Below are 16131 nucleotides of genomic sequence, written 5' to 3' on the forward strand. Positions count from 1 at the left end.
CCCCGGAGCGGGTCCCGTCGTCTGGGAGAATGGCCGGCGTAAGGCTGTAAGGCTCCGAGAGAATTCAGGAAGAGGACGTACCGACCGTGGCTCAGAGCAGCACCGAGACCGACTGGGTCTCCCGTTTCGCGGACGAGGTCATCGCCGAGTCGGAGCGACGTGCGCCTGGCAAACCGGTCGTCGTCGCCTCCGGGCTCTCCCCCTCCGGGCCCATCCACCTGGGCAACCTCCGCGAGGTCATGACCCCGCACCTGGTCGCCGACGAGGTCCGGCGCCGTGGGCGCGAGGTCCGGCACCTGATCTCCTGGGACGACTACGACCGGTTCCGCAAGGTGCCGAACGGCGTCGAGGGCGTGGACGAGTCCTGGGCCGAGCACATCGGCAAGCCGCTGACCTCCGTCCCCGCCCCGGCCGGTTCGGCACACCCGAACTGGGCCGAGCACTTCAAGGCCGCCATGGTCGAGGCACTGGCCGAACTCGGCGTCGAGTACGACCCGATCAGCCAGACCGAGCAGTACACGGCGGGCGTCTACCGCGAGCAGATCCTGCACGCGATGCGGCACCGCGGGGACATCGACGCGATCCTCGACCAGTACCGGACCAAGAAGTCCCCGGCGAAGAAGTCGCAGAAGCCGGTCGACGAGGCGGAGCTGGAGGCGGAGGAGGGCTCGGGCGCGGCGAGCGAGGACGACGGCTCCGGCGGCACCGGCGGCTACTTCCCGTACAAGCCCTACTGCGGGCGGTGCGAGAAGGACCTGACCACCGTCGCGTCCTACGACGACGACACCACGGAACTGGCCTACACCTGCGCGGCCTGCGGTTTCGCCGAGACCGTCAAGCTGAGCGAGTTCAACCGCGGCAAGCTGGTCTGGAAGGTCGACTGGCCGATGCGCTGGGCGTACGAGGGCGTCGTCTTCGAGCCCTCCGGCGTCGACCACTCCTCGCCCGGCTCGTCCTTCGTCGTCGGCGGCCAGATCGTGCGGCAGGTCTTCGACGGCGTGCAGCCGATCGGCCCGATGTACGCCTTCGTCGGCATCAGCGGCATGGCCAAGATGTCCTCGTCGCGCGGCGGGGTGCCCACCCCGGCCGACGCGCTGAAGATCATGGAGGCGCCGCTGCTGCGCTGGCTGTACGCGCGCCGCAAGCCCAACCAGTCCTTCAAGATCGCCTTCGACCAGGAGATCCAGCGGCTCTACGACGAGTGGGACAAGCTGGAGGCCAGGGTCCAGGACGGCACGGTGCTTCCCGCCGACGCCGCCGCGTACGCCCGCGCGGCCCGCACGGCCGCCGGTGAACTGCCGCGCACCACGCGCCCGCTGCCGTACCGGACGCTGGCGTCGGTCATGGACATCACCGGCGGGAACGACGAGCAGACCCTGCGGATCCTGACCGAACTGGACCCGGACAACCCGGTCACCGCCCTGGACGAGTGCCGGCCCCGGCTCGACCGCGCCGAGAACTGGATCACCACCCAGGTTCCCGCCGACCAGCGCACGATCGTCCGCGACGAGGCGGACGCCGAGCTCCTCGGCTCCCTCGACGACGAGGGACGCGAGTCGCTGCGCCTGCTCCTGGCGGGCCTGGACACCCACTGGTCGCTCGACGGCCTGACCACGCTTGTCTACGGTGTCCCGAAGGTCATGGCCGGGCTCGACCCCGCCGCCAAGCCCACCCCGGAACTGAAGGCCGCCCAGCGCGCGTTCTTCGCCCTGCTCTACCGGCTCCTGGTGAGCCGTGAGACGGGTCCGCGTCTGCCCACGCTGCTGCTCGCCGTCGGCGCCGAGCGCGTGCGCAAGCTGCTCGGCGCCTAGGCCGGCGCGTTCAGGCGGGGAAAAGCCCCCGTCCGGGCCTCTCGGGTCCGGGCGGGGGCTTCATTCCGTGTCGGAGAGCCTGGCGGGTGGCGGACAGCCCCTACGGGATGTGGTTCTCCGCCATCTCCTGCTCGATACGGTGGCGCAACTGGGGCGTCAGCTCCCGCAGGATCGACGCGCTGCGCGGGTGCTTGACCCCGTACATGTCACTCAGCCATATGTCGAGCTGCTCGGCGTTCGGGAAGTCCTGACGCTCCTCGACGTAGTCCCACATGGCCTTGTAGGCGGCCTCGGAGAAGTCGTCGGCCGGCGGCTCCGGCTCGACGTACTCCGGGTACGCCTCGAACCGCCCGGGTCCCCGCTCCTGACGCGACCCCGGGACGGGCAGGTCCTCCGGGCCCTGCGGCACCGCGACCGGTGTGGGCTCCAGGCCCTCCACGTACTGGGGGTCGAAGGCGCCCTCGTGCGCCTCGGGCGGCAGCTGTTGCGCCTGGAACCACGGGCTGTCGTGGTTCGGCGGCAGTTGCGGGTCCTCGGCCTGGCCCTGCGGGTCCCGGCCCTGGACCGGGGCGGGTGCCTGGCCCTGGATCGCCACACTGCCCGGCGGCAGGTCCTGGACGGCGGCCTGGAGGTGCCGGGGCGGCTGGGCGGCGTTCAACGGCTGGGCCTGGAGGCCCTGGGGCAGGCCCTGCCGGCCCGCGAGAGCCGACGCGGGCTCGGGCGGTGCGGGCTGCGGGGGCAGCAGTGCCGGCTCCACGCCCGCCGCGGCGAGTCCGGCCGCCGCCGTCTCCGCGAGCGGGACGCCGTACTTCGCCAGTCGCAGCGGCATCAGCGCCTCCACCGGCGCCTTGCGGCGCCAGGCGCGGCCGAAGCGGGCCTGAAGCCGCGCCTGGTAGATCAGCCGGTCCTGCTCCAGCTTGATCACCTGCTCGTAGGAGCGCAGCTCCCACAGCTTCATCCGGCGCCACAGCCGGAAGGTGGGTATCGGAGACAGCAGCCAACGGGTGAGGCGGACGCCCTCCATGTGCTTGTCGGCCGTGATGTCCGCGATCCGGCCCACGGCGTGCCGGGCCGCCTCCACCGCGACCACGAACAGGACCGGGATCACCGCGTGCATGCCGACGCCGAGCGGGTCCGGCCAGGCGGCGGCGCCGTTGAAGGCGATCGTCGCCGCCGTCAGCACCCACGCCGTCTGGCGGAGCAGCGGGAACGGGATCCGGACCCACGTCAGCAGCAGGTCCAGCGCGAGCAGCACGCAGATGCCGGCGTCGATGCCGATGGGGAAGAAGTACGAGAAGTCGCCGAAGCCCTTCTCGACGGCGAGCTCGCGCACGGCGGCGTACGAACCCGCGAAACCGATCCCGGCGATGATCACCGCACCGGCGACGACCAAGCCGACCAGTATCTTGTGCGTGCGTGTCAGCTGCACCGCGGCCACCCGCGCCCCCTCCCGTCATGGACATCCAGCGGGCACAGCGTGGCACACGCGTGCGAAGCCCGGCCTCCGGGGGAGGGACAGGCTCCGCATCTCTGTGGCGTTTTCGGTGTTTTTCGTACCGGATGACCGCTCTAGTTGGCGGCGGCGACCGCCGCGACGGCCTCCTTGGCGGCCTTCACCGCGCTGTCCATGAAGGCGTCGTCGCCGGGGGTGGAAGCGCCCGCGTAGCCGGTGCCGTTGTAGGTGAGCAGGACCAGGACGTTGCCGGTGCGCGCCACGACGGAGGCGTACTTGAAGTCCTCGTCCGTCTTGCGCAGGTCGTAGGCGACGGTCTGCGCCTCGTCCCCGATGCCGGGGGCGTCGGTGGTGCGCACCTTCTTGGCGCCCTCGGTCGCCTCCAGCTTCGCGACCTCCTTGGCGAGGTTCTGCTGCGCGCGCTCCTGGCCGCTGCCGAGTGAGGCGTCGGATTCGTAGCGGTAGAGGGACACGTCGAGCCAGCGGTACTGGGACCCCTTCGTGCCCTTGTCCTGGAGACCGTTCCACGAGCAGCCGCCGCGGCTCGAGGTGTCGCTGGAGGTGGCCTGCGTGCCGTTCTTCGCCTTCGCCTTGGGCACCAGGGCGGCGGTGGTCTTGGCGGAGACCGTCTTGCACACGTCGGGGAGCTTCGCGAACTTGGCCGGTTCGACCGTCCTCGTCGACTGCGTGGGCAGAGGAGTGGCGGAGGCGGCGGCCTTGCCCTTGTCCGGCGACGCCCCGGAACCCTCGCCGTCCGAGTCCGAGGAGCAGCCGGCGACGACGAGCATCACCGGGACGGCTGCGCAGGCGAGTATGCGGGTGAGTCGCGAGGCTGATCGGTGCATGGTTCCTTCAGTCACTTGTCGTACGGTCCGGCCGGCGGCCACGGTACGCCGACACGGTACGGGGTCGGGCCGCGCTCACGAAGCGGGCCGGGGCGGCTACTCCTCCAGCCGGTCGACCAGCAGGCGGGCCAGGTTCCGGGCCTTTTCCTGCAGCTCCGCGCTGTCGGGGGCGTCGGTCGCACCGGCCGTCTGGGCCAGGTACTCGACCGTCACGATCACGTTGGATGTGCGGAAGACCACGCTCACGGTGCGGCGTCGGCCGTTGGAGGCGTCGGTGGTGAGCGTGTCGTCGAGGAAGGCGACCTCGCCGAGGCCGTCGAGGGTGCGCGGCTCCAGGCCGGTCGTCGGGGCAGGGGCCTGGGGCGGGGCGACCGTGCCCGAAGGGGGCTGGGGCGCGGTGGTGTGGCCGGGCGGCGGGGTGGCGGACCCGTCCGGGGGCCGCGGCGTCCGCGGGGAGCCCGAGCCCTCCGGGGAGACCGGGGCGCCGGGGGACCGCTGGGCCTGCGGGAGGTTCGCCGCGGCCTGCTTGCGGGCGAACACCTCCTGTGCGCGGACGTCGTCGCTGACGGCGGGGTCGTACGAGACGACCCGCTCGATGTCGAGGGCCAGCCGGTGCGAGGCGTCGGGCGTGTCGGCCTTCCAGGAGCAGCCCACGCGGCGGTCGCTGTCGTACGTGACGGAGGCGGTGCCGCGGTACGCCTTGTCGCGTTCCTGGTCGGGCAGTTCGGCGGCGCCGGGGAGCAGGTCCTGGAGCGCGGCCCGGGACACGGAACCGCACGGTTCGAAGAGGGTGCGGTAGCGGCCGGGCTGGGCGACCGGGGCTGCGGGCCCGGCCTTGGAGTCCGTCGTCGTGACGTCGGTTCCGCTGCCGGAGGAGCATCCGGTGAGCCCCAGGGCGAGCACCGCCGAGACCGCTGTCAGACCGGGTACGTACGCCTGTCGCTGCACGCTCGCAGGCTCCCTTCTCCCGGCTTCCGCCGAGGACTCCCCCGAAAAACCGATTGCCGCCGGACGTCGGCCGCTGGACACAATGTGTATCGCACGCGCCGCCGTGGCTGCCGGTCGGTCGTCACGTGTACGGGCTTTGGTGCCGGATATTGCTTTTTCAGTCTTTTCGGGGGAATCGGTAAGTTATGTCGTACGTGGAGATGCCGGGTGCGCAGGTGCCCATCCGGATGTGGGCCGACCCTTCGACCGTGGACGACGGCGCGATGCGGCAGCTCCGGAACGTGGCCACGCTGCCCTGGATCAAGGGCCTCGCCGTCATGCCGGACGTGCACTACGGCAGGGGCGCGACGGTCGGATCGGTCATCGCGATGAGCGGGGCGGTGTGTCCGGCCGCGGTCGGTGTCGACATCGGCTGCGGCATGTCCGCGGTGAAGACCTCGCTTACGGAGAACGACCTGCCGGGCGATCTGTCGCGGCTGCGGTCCAAGATCGAGCAGGCGATTCCGGTGGGGCGCGCCATGCACCGCGAGGAGGTGGACCCGACCCGGCTGTACGGTTTCCCGACCCAGGGCTGGGGCGACTTCTGGTCCCGCTTCGACGGGGTCGCGGACGCGGTCAAGTTCCGTCGGGAGCGGGCGGCCCTCCAGATGGGAACGCTGGGAAGCGGCAACCACTTCTGCGAGTTCTGCGTCGATTCGGAGGGCGCGGTGTGGCTCATGCTGCACTCCGGGTCGCGCAACATCGGCAAGGAACTCGCCGAGCACCACATCGGCGAGGCGGGGAAGCTCCCGCACAACCAGGGGCTGGTCGACCGTGATCTCGCGGTCTTCGTCGCGGACACCCCGCAGATGGCGGCGTACCGCAACGACCTCTTCTGGGCGCAGGAGTACGCCCGGTACAACCGCGCGGTCATGATGGCGCTCTTCCAGGAGGTCGTCCGCCGGGAGTTCCGCAAGGCCCGGGTGACCTTCGACCAGGTGATCTCCTGTCACCACAACTATGTGGCGGAGGAGCGGTACGACGGCATGGACCTGCTGGTCACGCGCAAGGGCGCGATCCGGGCGGGGGCCGGCGACCTCGGGATCATCCCGGGCTCGATGGGGACCGGCTCGTACATCGTGAAGGGTCTCGGCAGCGTGGCGTCCTTCAACTCCGCGTCGCACGGCGCCGGCCGGAAGATGAGCCGCAGTGCGGCGAAGCGGCGCTTCTCGACACGGGACCTGGAGGAGCAGACGCGCGGTGTGGAGTGCCGCAAGGACTCCGGCGTGGTGGACGAGATCCCGGGTGCCTACAAGTCGATCGAGCAGGTCGTCGATCAGCAGCGGGACCTGGTCGAGGTGGTCGCGAAGCTGAAGCAGGTCATCTGCGTGAAGGGCTGAGCGCGCCTTTGCCGCGGCGGACGGGTGAGGGTCCCGGCACCTCGGTGCCGGGACCCTCCGCCGTCACAGCTCGCGGTGGACCTTGGTGTTGGATGCCTGGGCGCGGGGGCGGACGACCAGGAGGTCGATGTTGACGTGCGGGGGACGGGTGACGGCCCAGGTGACGGTGTCGGCGACGTCGTCGGCGGTGAGGGGCTCGGCCACGCCCGCGTAGACCTTGGCGGCCTTCTCGGTGTCGCCGCGGAAGCGGGTGGTCGCGAACTCCTCCGTCTTCACCATGCCCGGCGCGACCTCGATGACGCGGACCGGTGTGCCGACGATCTCCAGGCGGAGGGTCTCGGCGAGGACCCGGGCGCCGTTCTTGGCGGCGACGTAGCCGCCGCCGCCCTCGTAGGTGGAGTGGCCGGCCGTGGAGGAGACGACGACGACCGTGCCGTCGCCGCTCGCGGTGAGGGCGGGCAGCAGGGCCTGGGTGACGTGGAGGGTGCCGAGGACGTTGACCTCGTACATCCGGCGCCAGTCCTCGGGGTCGCCGGTGGCGACGGGGTCGGCGCCGAGCGCCCCTCCGGCGTTGTTGACGAGTACGGCGACGGTGCGGAACGCCGTGGCGAAGGTGGTCACGGCCTGGCGGTCGGTGACGTCCAGGGCGTAGGCGGTGGCCTGGTGGCCCGCTTCGTTGATCTCGGCCGCGAGAGCCTCGACGCGGTCCTTGCGGCGGGCGGTGAGCACCACGCGGTAACCCGCGGCCGCGAGTTGCCGGGCGGTGGCGGCGCCGATGCCGCCGCTCGCTCCGGTGACGACGGCGATGGGGGTACCGGCGGCAGTCATGACGTGCTCCTCGCGCATGTGGTCGATTTCGTCGATCGCGTGGTCAGGATAGGCGGCGGTGCCGTTCAGCGGGCCCGTGGGGCGTACATGATCACGGCCGTGCCCGCGAGGCAGATCAGCGCCCCGGTGACGTCCCAGCGGTCGGGGCGGTAGCCGTCGGCGACCATGCCCCAGGCGATCGAGCCGGCGACGAACACGCCTCCGTAGGCGGCGAGGATCCGCCCGAAGGCCGCGTCGGGCTGGAGGGTGGCGGCGTATCCGTAGGCGCCGAGGGCGATCACCCCGCCGCCGATCCAGGCCCAGCCCCGGTGCTCGCGGACGCCCTGCCAGACGAGCCAGGCGCCGCCGATCTCGAAGAGGGCGGCGAGGGTGAACAGGGAGACGGAGCGGACGATCTGCATGAGGGCAGGGTGCCACGGGACACGCTGACTGACTGGTAGTCAGAAGATAAGCGGATCAATGGGTATCTTCAGGACATGAGTGCGATGCGCAAGGCCCTGCTCGGTGTGGCCCTGATGTCCTCGGTGGTGGCCGGTGTGAGCGGTACCGCGCGTGCCGACGGGTCCACGGTGGCCGGGCCGGAGGCGGATCTGGCCCATCACGGCTACGCCACCCTCTGGGAGGGCCGGCTCGGGCTCCGGGTGTTCAGCCGGAACCACGGTTCCTCGGACGTGTCCCAGGCGACCGTGCGCTTCGCCTTCTCGGTGGCACCGGCCGCCGGGCAGGAGCTGCCGCCGGCCTGTCTGCGCGGCGGTGAGCGCGTGGTGGTCTGCCGGACGGGTGAACTGCGGGCCGCCGGGCCGGTCGGCGAGCTGGCCTTCGAACTACGCACGTCGGGCTCCCCGGAAGAGGTGACCGTGGAGATCGACACCGCCTGGAGCGACGGCGTCACCGACCCCGATCCGGAGAACGACCACCATCGCGTGCTCGTGCTGGCGACCGGCGACGCGTACGTCTTCTGACGGGGGCCCTGGCGCGTCCCCCGCCCGCTCGCCGGCACCCGACAGGATCTCAGTCTCGGCCGTCCGTGCGGCCGGCCCAGCCGACGTAGCCGTCCGGGCGGACCAGGAGCACCGTGCGGCGGGCGGGATCGGCCCAGGTCGCCCGCACCAGCCGGGCGGCCGACGCCGGGGAGGCGGGCATGGGCGGGGTGGCGCCCTCGGGGGCGACCAGGACGAACTCGCCCCTGCGCAGGAGTGCGTAGAGCCTGCCTTCGCACAGGGCCAGGTCCGGGACGCGCCGGCCCACGGGGCGGCGCCCGCCAGGCCCCGGGGGGTAGGCGATGCCGAGGCCGCTGATCATGCCGATGGCCCTGTCGGAGGCGGGTCGGACGGAGTCGAGTGCGCGGGTGGCGAAGGCCCGGACGGCGCGCTGGAAGGGGCCGTGGGCCATCGCGAGCCGGACGATGGCGCCGCTGCTGCGCAGCACCATGGCGCCCACGGGGTGCCGCTCGGAGTGGTAGCTGTCGAGGAGTTCCTCGGGGTCGGAGGCGTCCCCGCGTAGGACGGCGGCGAGCTTCCAGGAGAGGTTGGCCGCGTCCTGGAGGCCGGTGTTCATGCCCTGGCCTCCGGCGGGGGAGTGGACGTGTGCGGCGTCCCCGGCGAGGAAGACCCGGCCCGAGCGGTAGGCGGGGGCCTGCCGTTCGTCGCTGTGGAAGCGGGAGATCCAGCGCGCGTCGTGCATGCCGTAGTCGCTGCCGAGGGCGCACCGGGTGATCTCGCGGACCTCGTCGAGGTCGACGGGCTCGCTGTCGGGGACCTGGCGGGTGCGGTTCCAGCCCATCACGCGGTACCAGCCGTCGCCGTAGGGGGCGAGGAAGGCGAAGGCGTCCCCGGCGCCGGCGACCGTGAGCACCCCTCGCGGTTCCTCGGTGAGCCGGACGTCGGCCAGCACGATGGAGCGGATCACCGAGACGCCGGGGAAGGGGAGCCCGAGGGCGTTCCGTACGGCGCTGTGCACGCCGTCGGTGCCGACCAGATAGCGGGCGCGCAGGGTCAGGGGCGTGCCGCCGGGGGCGGTGAGGCCGGCGGTGACGGTGTCGGAGTCCTGGTGCAGCGCGGTCAGCTCGGTCTCGTGGCGGAACTCGACGCCCGTGGACCGCGCACGGCGTTCGAGGAGTCGCTCGACCTCGTACTGCGGGGTGATCAGGAGGTGGGCGAACCGGGAGGGCAGCCGGGCCAGGTCGAGGGAGAGGCCGCCGAAGAGGCGCATCCGGGTGAGCGGGGTGCCCGTGGCGACCAGCTCGTCCGCGAGGCCGCGGGCGTCCAGTTGCTCCAGGGTGCGGGCGTGCACGCCGAAGGCGCGGGTCAGGTTGCTGATCCCGGGTGCCCGGCGCTCGGCCAGGGTGACCCGCAGGCCGGCCGCGGCGAGGTCGCCGGCCAGCAGCATTCCGGTGGGGCCCGCGCCCACCACGAGGACGTCCGTGTCCAGCCGGTTCATCGCTGTCTCCCGTCGATGCGTCCATCCCTGTTGCCAACACCCGTTGGTCAACGCTTGTTGGCAACGGTAGGACGGCTCGCGCTGGCATGTCAACATCCGTTGGCCTACAGTTGTTGTCATGACGACCGCACGCCGCTCCGACGCCACCCGCGCCGCGATCCTCGAAGCCGCCCGCGAGCGATTCGCCTCCGACGGCTACGAGCGCGCCACCATCCGGGCCATCGCCCGCGACGCCGGGATCGATCCGTCGATGGTGATGCGGTACTACGGCAACAAGGAGGGCCTGTTCGCCGCCGCGTCCGAGATCGAGCTGGACCTTCCCCCGCTCGACGCCGTGCCCGCGCACCAGGTCGGCGCCGTACTCGTCACGCACTTCCTCGACCGCTGGGAACGGGACGACGTGCTCACCGGCATGCTGCGGGTCGGTGTCACCAATGCCGCCGGCGCCGAACGGATGCGGGACGTCTTCGCCCAGCAGCTCGGCCCCGTCGCGCGTGGCGTCTGCCCGGACCCCGCCGACGCCCCCCGGCGTGCCGCGCTCGCCGCCTCGCAGATCCTCGGCATGGCGCTCGCCCGCTACGTGCTGCGCCTCCCCCCGGCCGTGGAGATGCCCCGCGAGGACGTCATCGCCTGGCTCGGCCCGACCGTCCAGCGCTATCTGACCGCCGAGCGTCCGTAGCCGGCCACGCCCGCCACCGGGGCGGGCGCGGAACGCCGACGACCTGGCGGCGGGTCCTCGTGGCCGCGGTGCCCGAGCGGACGGCCGAACTCGGCGCCTTCCGGCGCCGGCTCAACGCGGCACGGCGCACCGTGTTCGACGCCTCCAGTGACGTCGAGGTCGCCCTGCTCCCGGCTCACCGGCATCGCCTGCTCATCACCCCAACGCGCCGGACCGTCGAACTCGGTGCCCCGCGGGTCGAGCGGCTGCGCCAGGGCGGACTCGACCGACGGCGCTCGGGCCGTTCAGCGGGCGGGCGCGCCGCCGAACTCGCGCAGCGCGTCGCTGACGATCTCCTCCAGCCGGGCGTGGTGGGCACCCCGCCAGTACACCCGCTCGCACTCCGTGCAGCGCGCGAAGACGTCGTAGGTCTTCTCCGTGCCGCGCTCCAGCCGCTCGCGCACCGAGTCCTTGTCGGCGCTGGTGAGCCGCCCGTTGCAGGCCGTGCAGCGGGTCCACGGCTCCAGGGCCGGCGCGAACCGTTCCAGCACGTCGCGGAGCTGGTCGTCCGGCCGGTCGCTGTACACGTAGGCGCCGGCCCACAGTTCCCGGCGGCGCAGCAGACCCCGGTCCCGGGAGAGCATCACCCGCCGTTCGCTCGCGGAGAGGGCCGCCAGCGCCGGGTCGCCGAGGTCCTCGCTCTGGTACGCCGCGTCGATCCCGAGCAGACGCAAACGTCGTGCCAGGGTGCCGAGATGGACGTCCAGCAGGAACCGGAGCGGGGCGCCGGGCACCGGCTGGGGGCGTGCGACGCCCTCCACCTCGACCGTCTCGCCCGCCGCCGGAACATGCGACACCGGCACCGGCCGCCCGTCGACGAGCAGCCGTCCCGCCTCGGTGAGCGGAACGCCCAGTGACTCCACGACATGCCCGAGCGTCGAGACGCCATCGGTCGTCACGGTGGTACGGCCCGTGCGCCGCCCGGCAGAGACGAACAGTCCCAGGGCCGGGGCGAAACTGATCTGGATCTCCGGTCCGTTCACGGGGACAGGATGTCACCGCGGCCCGCCCGGCTGCCACGTCTTTCGTTCCCGTGGACGCGCCGCCCCGCCCCCTTCCCTCCGCCCGCCCTGCTCTCACCGCCCGACCGGCCCGCGCACCCGCGCGGGCGTGCGCTAACGTCCGGGCCATGAAGATCATCGACCTCGCGCACGACGATCCGCGCCTGGAGTCCGACCTGCTCCCCGTCCTGCGGGAGCTGCGGCCCCACCTCACGGCCGCACTCTTCCGCGAGGTCCTGGAGCGGGGCCGCACCCAGGGCCTGCGCTTCACCGCCGCCTTCGCGGACGACGGACGCTGCGTCGGTGCCGCCGGCTGGCGGATCGTCGACAACACCAGCTCGATCCGCAAGCTCTACGTCGACGACCTGGTCACCGCCGGCACCGCCCGCTCCGGCGGCGTCGGCCGTGGCCTCCTCGGGCATCTGGAACGGCACGCGCGAGAGGCGGGCTGCCGCGAGCTCAGCCTGGACTCCGGCACCCACCGCACCGGCGCCCACCGCTTCTACCTGCGAGAACGCCTGGACATCGTCGCCTTCCACTTCTCGAGGGAACTGCCGTCCCCCGACGGGCCCTGACTCCGGCGGCACCCGAACCCCACGGCCCCCGACGGCCGAACGGCCCCCGGTACCGTCGAGCCCCGCACGGCCGAGCCCGGTACCGCCGAGCTCAGGATCCCGACGCGCGGCGGCTGTAGGCCGTCGGGGGCACCCCGACCGTCGCCGTGAAGTCCCTGACGAGATGCGCCTGATCGCTGTACCCGAGGTCGGCCGCCAGCCCGGCCCAGTCGGGTGGGCCAGGGCGCTCCTCCGACGCGGCGCGCTCCAGGGCCTCGTGGATGCGGTAACGCAGGATGACCCACTTCGGGCCGACACCCACGTGGTCCGCGAAGAGACGCTGCAGTGAACGGGCGGACATCCCGGCCACGGCGGCCAGCTCCGAGACCCGGCGCACCGTGCGGTCCTCGCGGACCAGGCCGACCAGCGCCATGGCACGCTCGGCCGCGGGGTCGGGAGAGGGCCCGTGGGCCAGCAGGAAGGCGTCGAGCGCGGCCACTCGCGCGCGGTCGGTGTCCGGGTCCAGTACGGCCGCCACGACGTCGGGGCCCGCCTCCGCGAACACCTCGCCCAGGGGGACCCGGAGGCCCGTCCACCGTGACACCGGCCACGCGGGCGCGAACGGACGGAAGCCCGCCGGCCGGAACTGCACCCCGCAGACGCGGCCCACCCCCGTGAGCTCCTGGGTGAAGAGTCCCAGCCCGACCCCGGACACCTCCGCTCGGGACACCTTCCCCCGGGACTCCGGCCCGCCGGTCTCGTCCGCGTCTCCGTAGCGCTGGAAGACGACGTTCACGGACGGATGCGGGACGACATGGCTCGCGTACGGCTCGGCCAGGTCCCAGTCGATCAGCCAGTAGTGCTCCAGGTACGGGCGCAGCTCCTCGGCCGGCTCGTGCCGGCGGAAGTGGACGCGTGCCATCAGCGCGGCGGCGTCGACGATGCCCCGGGTGTCACGGCGCGGTCCGGCGGAGGGCATGCCGACGATGGTAAGGGCTCGCCGGAGAGGAAACCGCAGGTCCTCGCCGCGCCGGACCGGGCTGCGGCGGGCGACCGGCGCGACCGGTTCGAGACGGAGACCGGTGAGGCCGCCGGCCGCCGGGGTCACCTCGGGCGGCCCGCCGAGCCCGGCGAGAGACGGGAGACGACCTCCCCGAAGGCGTCCTCCTCGGCGGCGGTGAGGGACACCGACTCCTGGGGGTGCCAGATCCGTTCCAGAGGTGTCTCCGCCCGCGCGCGGCGGGCGCGGGCCCGCCGGCGCAGGGCCAGTGCCCACACCGTCGCCGAGGCCGCGGAGAGGCCGATGAGGGTGATCACACGAGGGTCCGAGACCGGGCCGGGTAGGGACGGCATGGCTGACTCCGGGGCGCGAAGGCCGTGAGGGCCGCGCGCTCCGGCTGACGGCGCGCACGCGCGGCGCTGACCCTTCCGATTGTCCCTCCTCCGGGCGGCGCGGGACAGGGGCGGAGGCCCTCTTGTGCGACGTGGCGAACCGTTCCAAGGTGGCGGGGGTGGGGAACCGGCCGGGAGGGAGCAGCCGCATGCCGGACGCGGGGGCGTGGGGATTCACGGACGACAGAGGCGTGGAGGTGACGTCGGCGCGCCGGCCGGAGCGGGTCGTGGCGTACGTACGGGCCGGGGCCGCGCTGCGGGACCTGGGGGTGACGCCCGCCGCGGTGTACGGATCGGGCCACGACGGCTCGGTGCTGGACCCGGTCAAGGCCGGGGACCTGGAGGCGACCGGGGTCGCGTACCTCGGGCCGGGGCGGACCCTGGACGAGGAGATCCTGCGGGCGCTGCGGCCGGACCTCCTCGTGGACGTGACATACGACGGGAAGCGCGCCTACGCGCTGGACGAGGCCGTCGCCGACCGGCTCGGGGTGCCGACGGCCGTGCTCTCCGTCGGCGGCGAACAGTCCCTCGCGGCGATCGTCGGCCGTTTCGGGGAGCTGGGGGCCGCGCTGCGGGACGCGGACTCCGCGACACCGGTCGCGTCCGCCGCGACCGGTCCGGGGGTCGTCGAGGTGTCCGAGGCGGCCCTCGCCTCGGCGGCGGGGAGCACGAGCGCTTCCGTGCTCGCCCTGTCCGGGGCGGGACCCGACCAGGTTCATCTGGCCCGCCCGCGGGCGTGGCCGGAGCTGGCCCGGCTGCTCGACCTCGGCGTCCGCCTCCTCGACCCGGGCCCCGGTCCGGGCGCCAACTGGCTCACCACCGAATGGGAGTACGCCGCCGGGCTGGCACCGGATCTCATCCTCTTCGACAGCCGCTCCAACGCCGTCCGGCCCGAGGTGGCGGTGTCCGCGGGCGACGCGCGGGTGGCACCGTGGAACCCGGAGACCCCACCCAGCCCCGTGGCCTACGGCCGCTTCTTCCGGGACGTCGCTGCGGCGCTGCCGGCCTGACGGACGCCCGCGCGGACACCGTCGGCCCGCCCGACCCGGTCCGTTCCTCTCCCGGCGGGCCCTCCCCGCCCGCCTGGTCCCGCCCTGGTCCGTCTACGGCGACTTCAAGGGGCCGTCGGCGGTCACCCGGTGTTCGTCCAGCACAACCGGCGCGTCGGCGCCCTCGTCCGGGTGATCTGCCTGGCCCTGCTGGTGTTCTGCCTGATCGAGCGGCAGGTACGGCGGGCGCTGGCGCGATGGAGACGGCGCGTCGCCCGGGATCCACCCGGGCCGCCGCCGAGCGCGGCCCACGGGCCGGATGATCCTGCATCACCTCGGTGAGTTCCGGCTACGCGTCCGCGGAGCCACCGACCCGCCCTGACGGAGCCCGCGCCGGCCAGCCGGTCCGGCCTCACTTCCGCCAGAACAGGTGGTGCGTCACGCCGCTCGGGCTGGGCACGACGTCCTGGTGGAACCGGTCGCGCAGCTCGTCGGGGGACTCCCACAGCCGGGCCCCGGAGCCGAGCCTCGTCGGCGCGACCGCCACATGCATGGTGTCGAGGAGGTCGGCCTCGAGGAACTGCCGGATGACCGTGGCCCCACCGCCAAGCCGGACGTCCTGCCCCTGCGCTGCCTCCTTCGCCTGGGCGAGCACCGCGGCCGGGTCGCCGTCGACGAAGTGGAAGGTGGTGTCGGAGAGCGTGAACGACGGGCGCTTGTGGTGCGTCATGACGAACACCGGCGTGTGGAAAGGGGGTTTGTCGCCCCACCATCCCTGCCACTCGTGGTCCTGCCAGGGCCCGCGCTGCGGCCCGAACTTGTTGCGGCCCATGATCTCGGCGCCGATGTTGCAGGCGTAGTCCCGTGTGAAGTAGTCGTCCAGACCCCGGCCACCGGGTTCGGAACGTTTGACGGGCGGGTGGTCGGTGGCAAAGGCCCAGGCGAGCAAGCTCCCCGGATCGGCATGGCCGAACGGCTTCTCGAGGCTCTGGCCCTCGCCGGCGCCGAACCCGTCGCTCGAGACGGTGAAGTTCTGGACCCGCAGCAGCTGGCTCATACCGCTCCTCCTGCTTCGCACTTTCTGAGCACCTGACGAACCGTAGACGGCCGGGCCGGGAAGGCTCATCGCCGCATCGCGCAGTTCTCATCGAGCTCCCGCAGCCGCGCGCAGGGCGACGTCTTTCCCGTGCCGGACGCCGCCCGACCACGATCCCCAGCCGAATCAGCGACCCGCGCAAAAGGTTCCTAGTGCCGCGGTCGTACCGCCTCGCGCGCGCCGGACCCGCTCCCCAGGCTCTCCCGGAGCGAACCGGCGAACTCCTCCGCCTGCGTCAGCTGGGCGCGGAGTGCCTCGACCCGCTCCGTGGCGGCCTGCTCGTAGACCCGCACCCGCGCGACCAGGACGGCCCGTTCGGCGGGCGGGAGCTCCCCGTCCGTGCCCGGGCGGTCCGCGCCCAGCCGGTCCACGGCCGTCAGCAGGTCCCGGGCCTCCTCGGTGGTGAAGCCGAGCGGCTTCATCCGGCGGACCACCAGCAGACGGGAGACGTCGGCCTCGGTGTAGAGCGGGAACCCGCCCTCCGACCGGGCGGAGGGGACGACCAGGCCGGCGTCCTCGTAGTGGCGGATGGTGCGCAGCGACAGTTCGGTGCGTGCCGCCACCTCGCCGATCTGCATGGGCTCACCGGGGATGTGCCGCCGGCGCACGCCGACCCCGAGGTTCGTCCCCGGCCTTCTGCCCAGACCCCGGCCGTAGTTCTCGAAGCCCTGTCCCGGG

The 16131-nt window shown here is 72.9% G+C and carries 17 protein-coding genes; 6 read left to right on the forward strand and 11 right to left on the reverse strand.

Features of this window, described 5'->3' with window-relative positions; translation table 11 throughout:
- The first annotated feature begins 86 nt into the window (after positions 1-86).
- Positions 87-1811 (forward strand): lysine--tRNA ligase, encoded by a 1725-nt coding sequence (lysS, locus tag OG393_RS17815; protein ID WP_327375646.1) that lies wholly within the window; start codon positions 87-89, stop codon positions 1809-1811.
- Between the two features lie 100 nt (positions 1812-1911).
- Here the strand turns inward: lysS and OG393_RS17820 are convergent, their stop codons facing one another.
- From OG393_RS17820 to OG393_RS17830, 3 genes are all read right to left on the reverse strand, one after another.
- Positions 1912-3249: a DUF2637 domain-containing protein gene (locus OG393_RS17820; protein WP_327375647.1), complete on the reverse strand. Its 1338-nt coding sequence runs from the start codon at positions 3247-3249 to the stop codon at positions 1912-1914.
- A 131-nt stretch (positions 3250-3380) separates the two neighbouring features.
- Positions 3381-4109 (reverse strand): DUF3558 domain-containing protein, encoded by a 729-nt coding sequence (locus OG393_RS17825; protein ID WP_327375648.1) that lies wholly within the window; start codon positions 4107-4109, stop codon positions 3381-3383.
- Positions 4110-4205: 96 nt separating this feature from the next.
- Positions 4206-5057 (reverse strand): DUF3558 domain-containing protein, encoded by an 852-nt coding sequence (locus tag OG393_RS17830; RefSeq protein WP_327375649.1) that lies wholly within the window; start codon positions 5055-5057, stop codon positions 4206-4208.
- 185 nt (positions 5058-5242) lie between these two features.
- On the opposite strand from OG393_RS17830, the gene OG393_RS17835 reads away from it, so the two are divergent.
- Positions 5243-6436: an RtcB family protein gene (locus OG393_RS17835; protein WP_327375650.1), complete on the forward strand. Its 1194-nt coding sequence runs from the start codon at positions 5243-5245 to the stop codon at positions 6434-6436.
- Between the two features lie 63 nt (positions 6437-6499).
- On the opposite strand, the gene OG393_RS17840 is transcribed toward OG393_RS17835, so the two are convergent.
- Positions 6500-7264: an SDR family NAD(P)-dependent oxidoreductase gene (locus tag OG393_RS17840; RefSeq protein ID WP_327375651.1), complete on the reverse strand. Its 765-nt coding sequence runs from the start codon at positions 7262-7264 to the stop codon at positions 6500-6502.
- A 65-nt stretch (positions 7265-7329) separates the two neighbouring features.
- Positions 7330-7665, reverse strand: coding sequence for a YnfA family protein (locus tag OG393_RS17845; protein ID WP_327375652.1), 336 nt, complete (start codon positions 7663-7665; stop codon positions 7330-7332).
- A 75-nt stretch (positions 7666-7740) separates the two neighbouring features.
- Between OG393_RS17845 and OG393_RS17850 the strand changes: the two genes are divergently transcribed.
- The gene (locus OG393_RS17850; RefSeq protein WP_327375653.1) at positions 7741-8226 is read left to right on the forward strand and encodes a hypothetical protein; all 486 of its coding nucleotides are present in this window, start codon (positions 7741-7743) and stop codon (positions 8224-8226) included.
- Between the two features lie 49 nt (positions 8227-8275).
- Here OG393_RS17850 and OG393_RS17855 read toward each other — a convergent pair whose 3' ends face one another.
- A complete protein-coding gene (locus tag OG393_RS17855) occupies positions 8276-9703 on the reverse strand; it encodes an FAD-dependent monooxygenase (protein WP_327375654.1) in 1428 nt (475 codons plus the stop codon).
- Between the two features lie 118 nt (positions 9704-9821).
- Between OG393_RS17855 and OG393_RS17860 the strand changes: the two genes are divergently transcribed.
- Positions 9822-10382: a TetR/AcrR family transcriptional regulator gene (locus OG393_RS17860; protein ID WP_327375655.1), complete on the forward strand. Its 561-nt coding sequence runs from the start codon at positions 9822-9824 to the stop codon at positions 10380-10382.
- A 284-nt stretch (positions 10383-10666) separates the two neighbouring features.
- On the opposite strand, the gene OG393_RS17865 is transcribed toward OG393_RS17860, so the two are convergent.
- Positions 10667-11404 carry a Mut7-C RNAse domain-containing protein gene (locus tag OG393_RS17865; protein ID WP_327375656.1) on the reverse strand — a complete coding sequence of 246 codons (738 nt, stop codon included), beginning with the start codon at positions 11402-11404 and terminating at the stop codon, positions 10667-10669.
- 146 nt (positions 11405-11550) lie between these two features.
- Between OG393_RS17865 and OG393_RS17870 the strand changes: the two genes are divergently transcribed.
- Positions 11551-11997 (forward strand): GNAT family N-acetyltransferase, encoded by a 447-nt coding sequence (locus OG393_RS17870; RefSeq protein ID WP_327375657.1) that lies wholly within the window; start codon positions 11551-11553, stop codon positions 11995-11997.
- Between the two features lie 91 nt (positions 11998-12088).
- Here the strand turns inward: OG393_RS17870 and OG393_RS17875 are convergent, their stop codons facing one another.
- Both OG393_RS17875 and OG393_RS17880 read right to left on the reverse strand, forming a co-directional pair.
- Positions 12089-12955, reverse strand: a complete 867-nt coding sequence (locus tag OG393_RS17875; RefSeq protein ID WP_327375658.1) for a DUF6597 domain-containing transcriptional factor — start codon at positions 12953-12955, stop codon at positions 12089-12091.
- Between the two features lie 125 nt (positions 12956-13080).
- Positions 13081-13329 carry a hypothetical protein gene (locus OG393_RS17880; protein WP_327375659.1) on the reverse strand — a complete coding sequence of 83 codons (249 nt, stop codon included), beginning with the start codon at positions 13327-13329 and terminating at the stop codon, positions 13081-13083.
- Positions 13330-13517: 188 nt separating this feature from the next.
- Here OG393_RS17880 and OG393_RS17885 point away from each other — a divergent pair, with 188 nt between their 5' ends.
- A complete protein-coding gene (locus tag OG393_RS17885; RefSeq protein WP_327375660.1) occupies positions 13518-14378 on the forward strand; it encodes an ABC transporter substrate-binding protein in 861 nt (286 codons plus the stop codon).
- 391 nt (positions 14379-14769) lie between these two features.
- On the opposite strand, the gene OG393_RS17890 is transcribed toward OG393_RS17885, so the two are convergent.
- Positions 14770-15414, reverse strand: coding sequence for a dihydrofolate reductase family protein (locus tag OG393_RS17890; protein WP_327375661.1), 645 nt, complete (start codon positions 15412-15414; stop codon positions 14770-14772).
- 188 nt (positions 15415-15602) lie between these two features.
- On the reverse strand, positions 15603-16031 hold the full coding sequence (locus OG393_RS17895; protein WP_327378465.1) for a MerR family transcriptional regulator: 429 nt from the start codon (positions 16029-16031) through the stop codon (positions 15603-15605).
- Positions 16032-16131: the final 100 nt, after the last annotated feature.

The organism is Streptomyces sp. NBC_01216, from assembly GCF_035994945.1.
Lineage (GTDB): Bacteria > Actinomycetota > Actinomycetes > Streptomycetales > Streptomycetaceae > Streptomyces.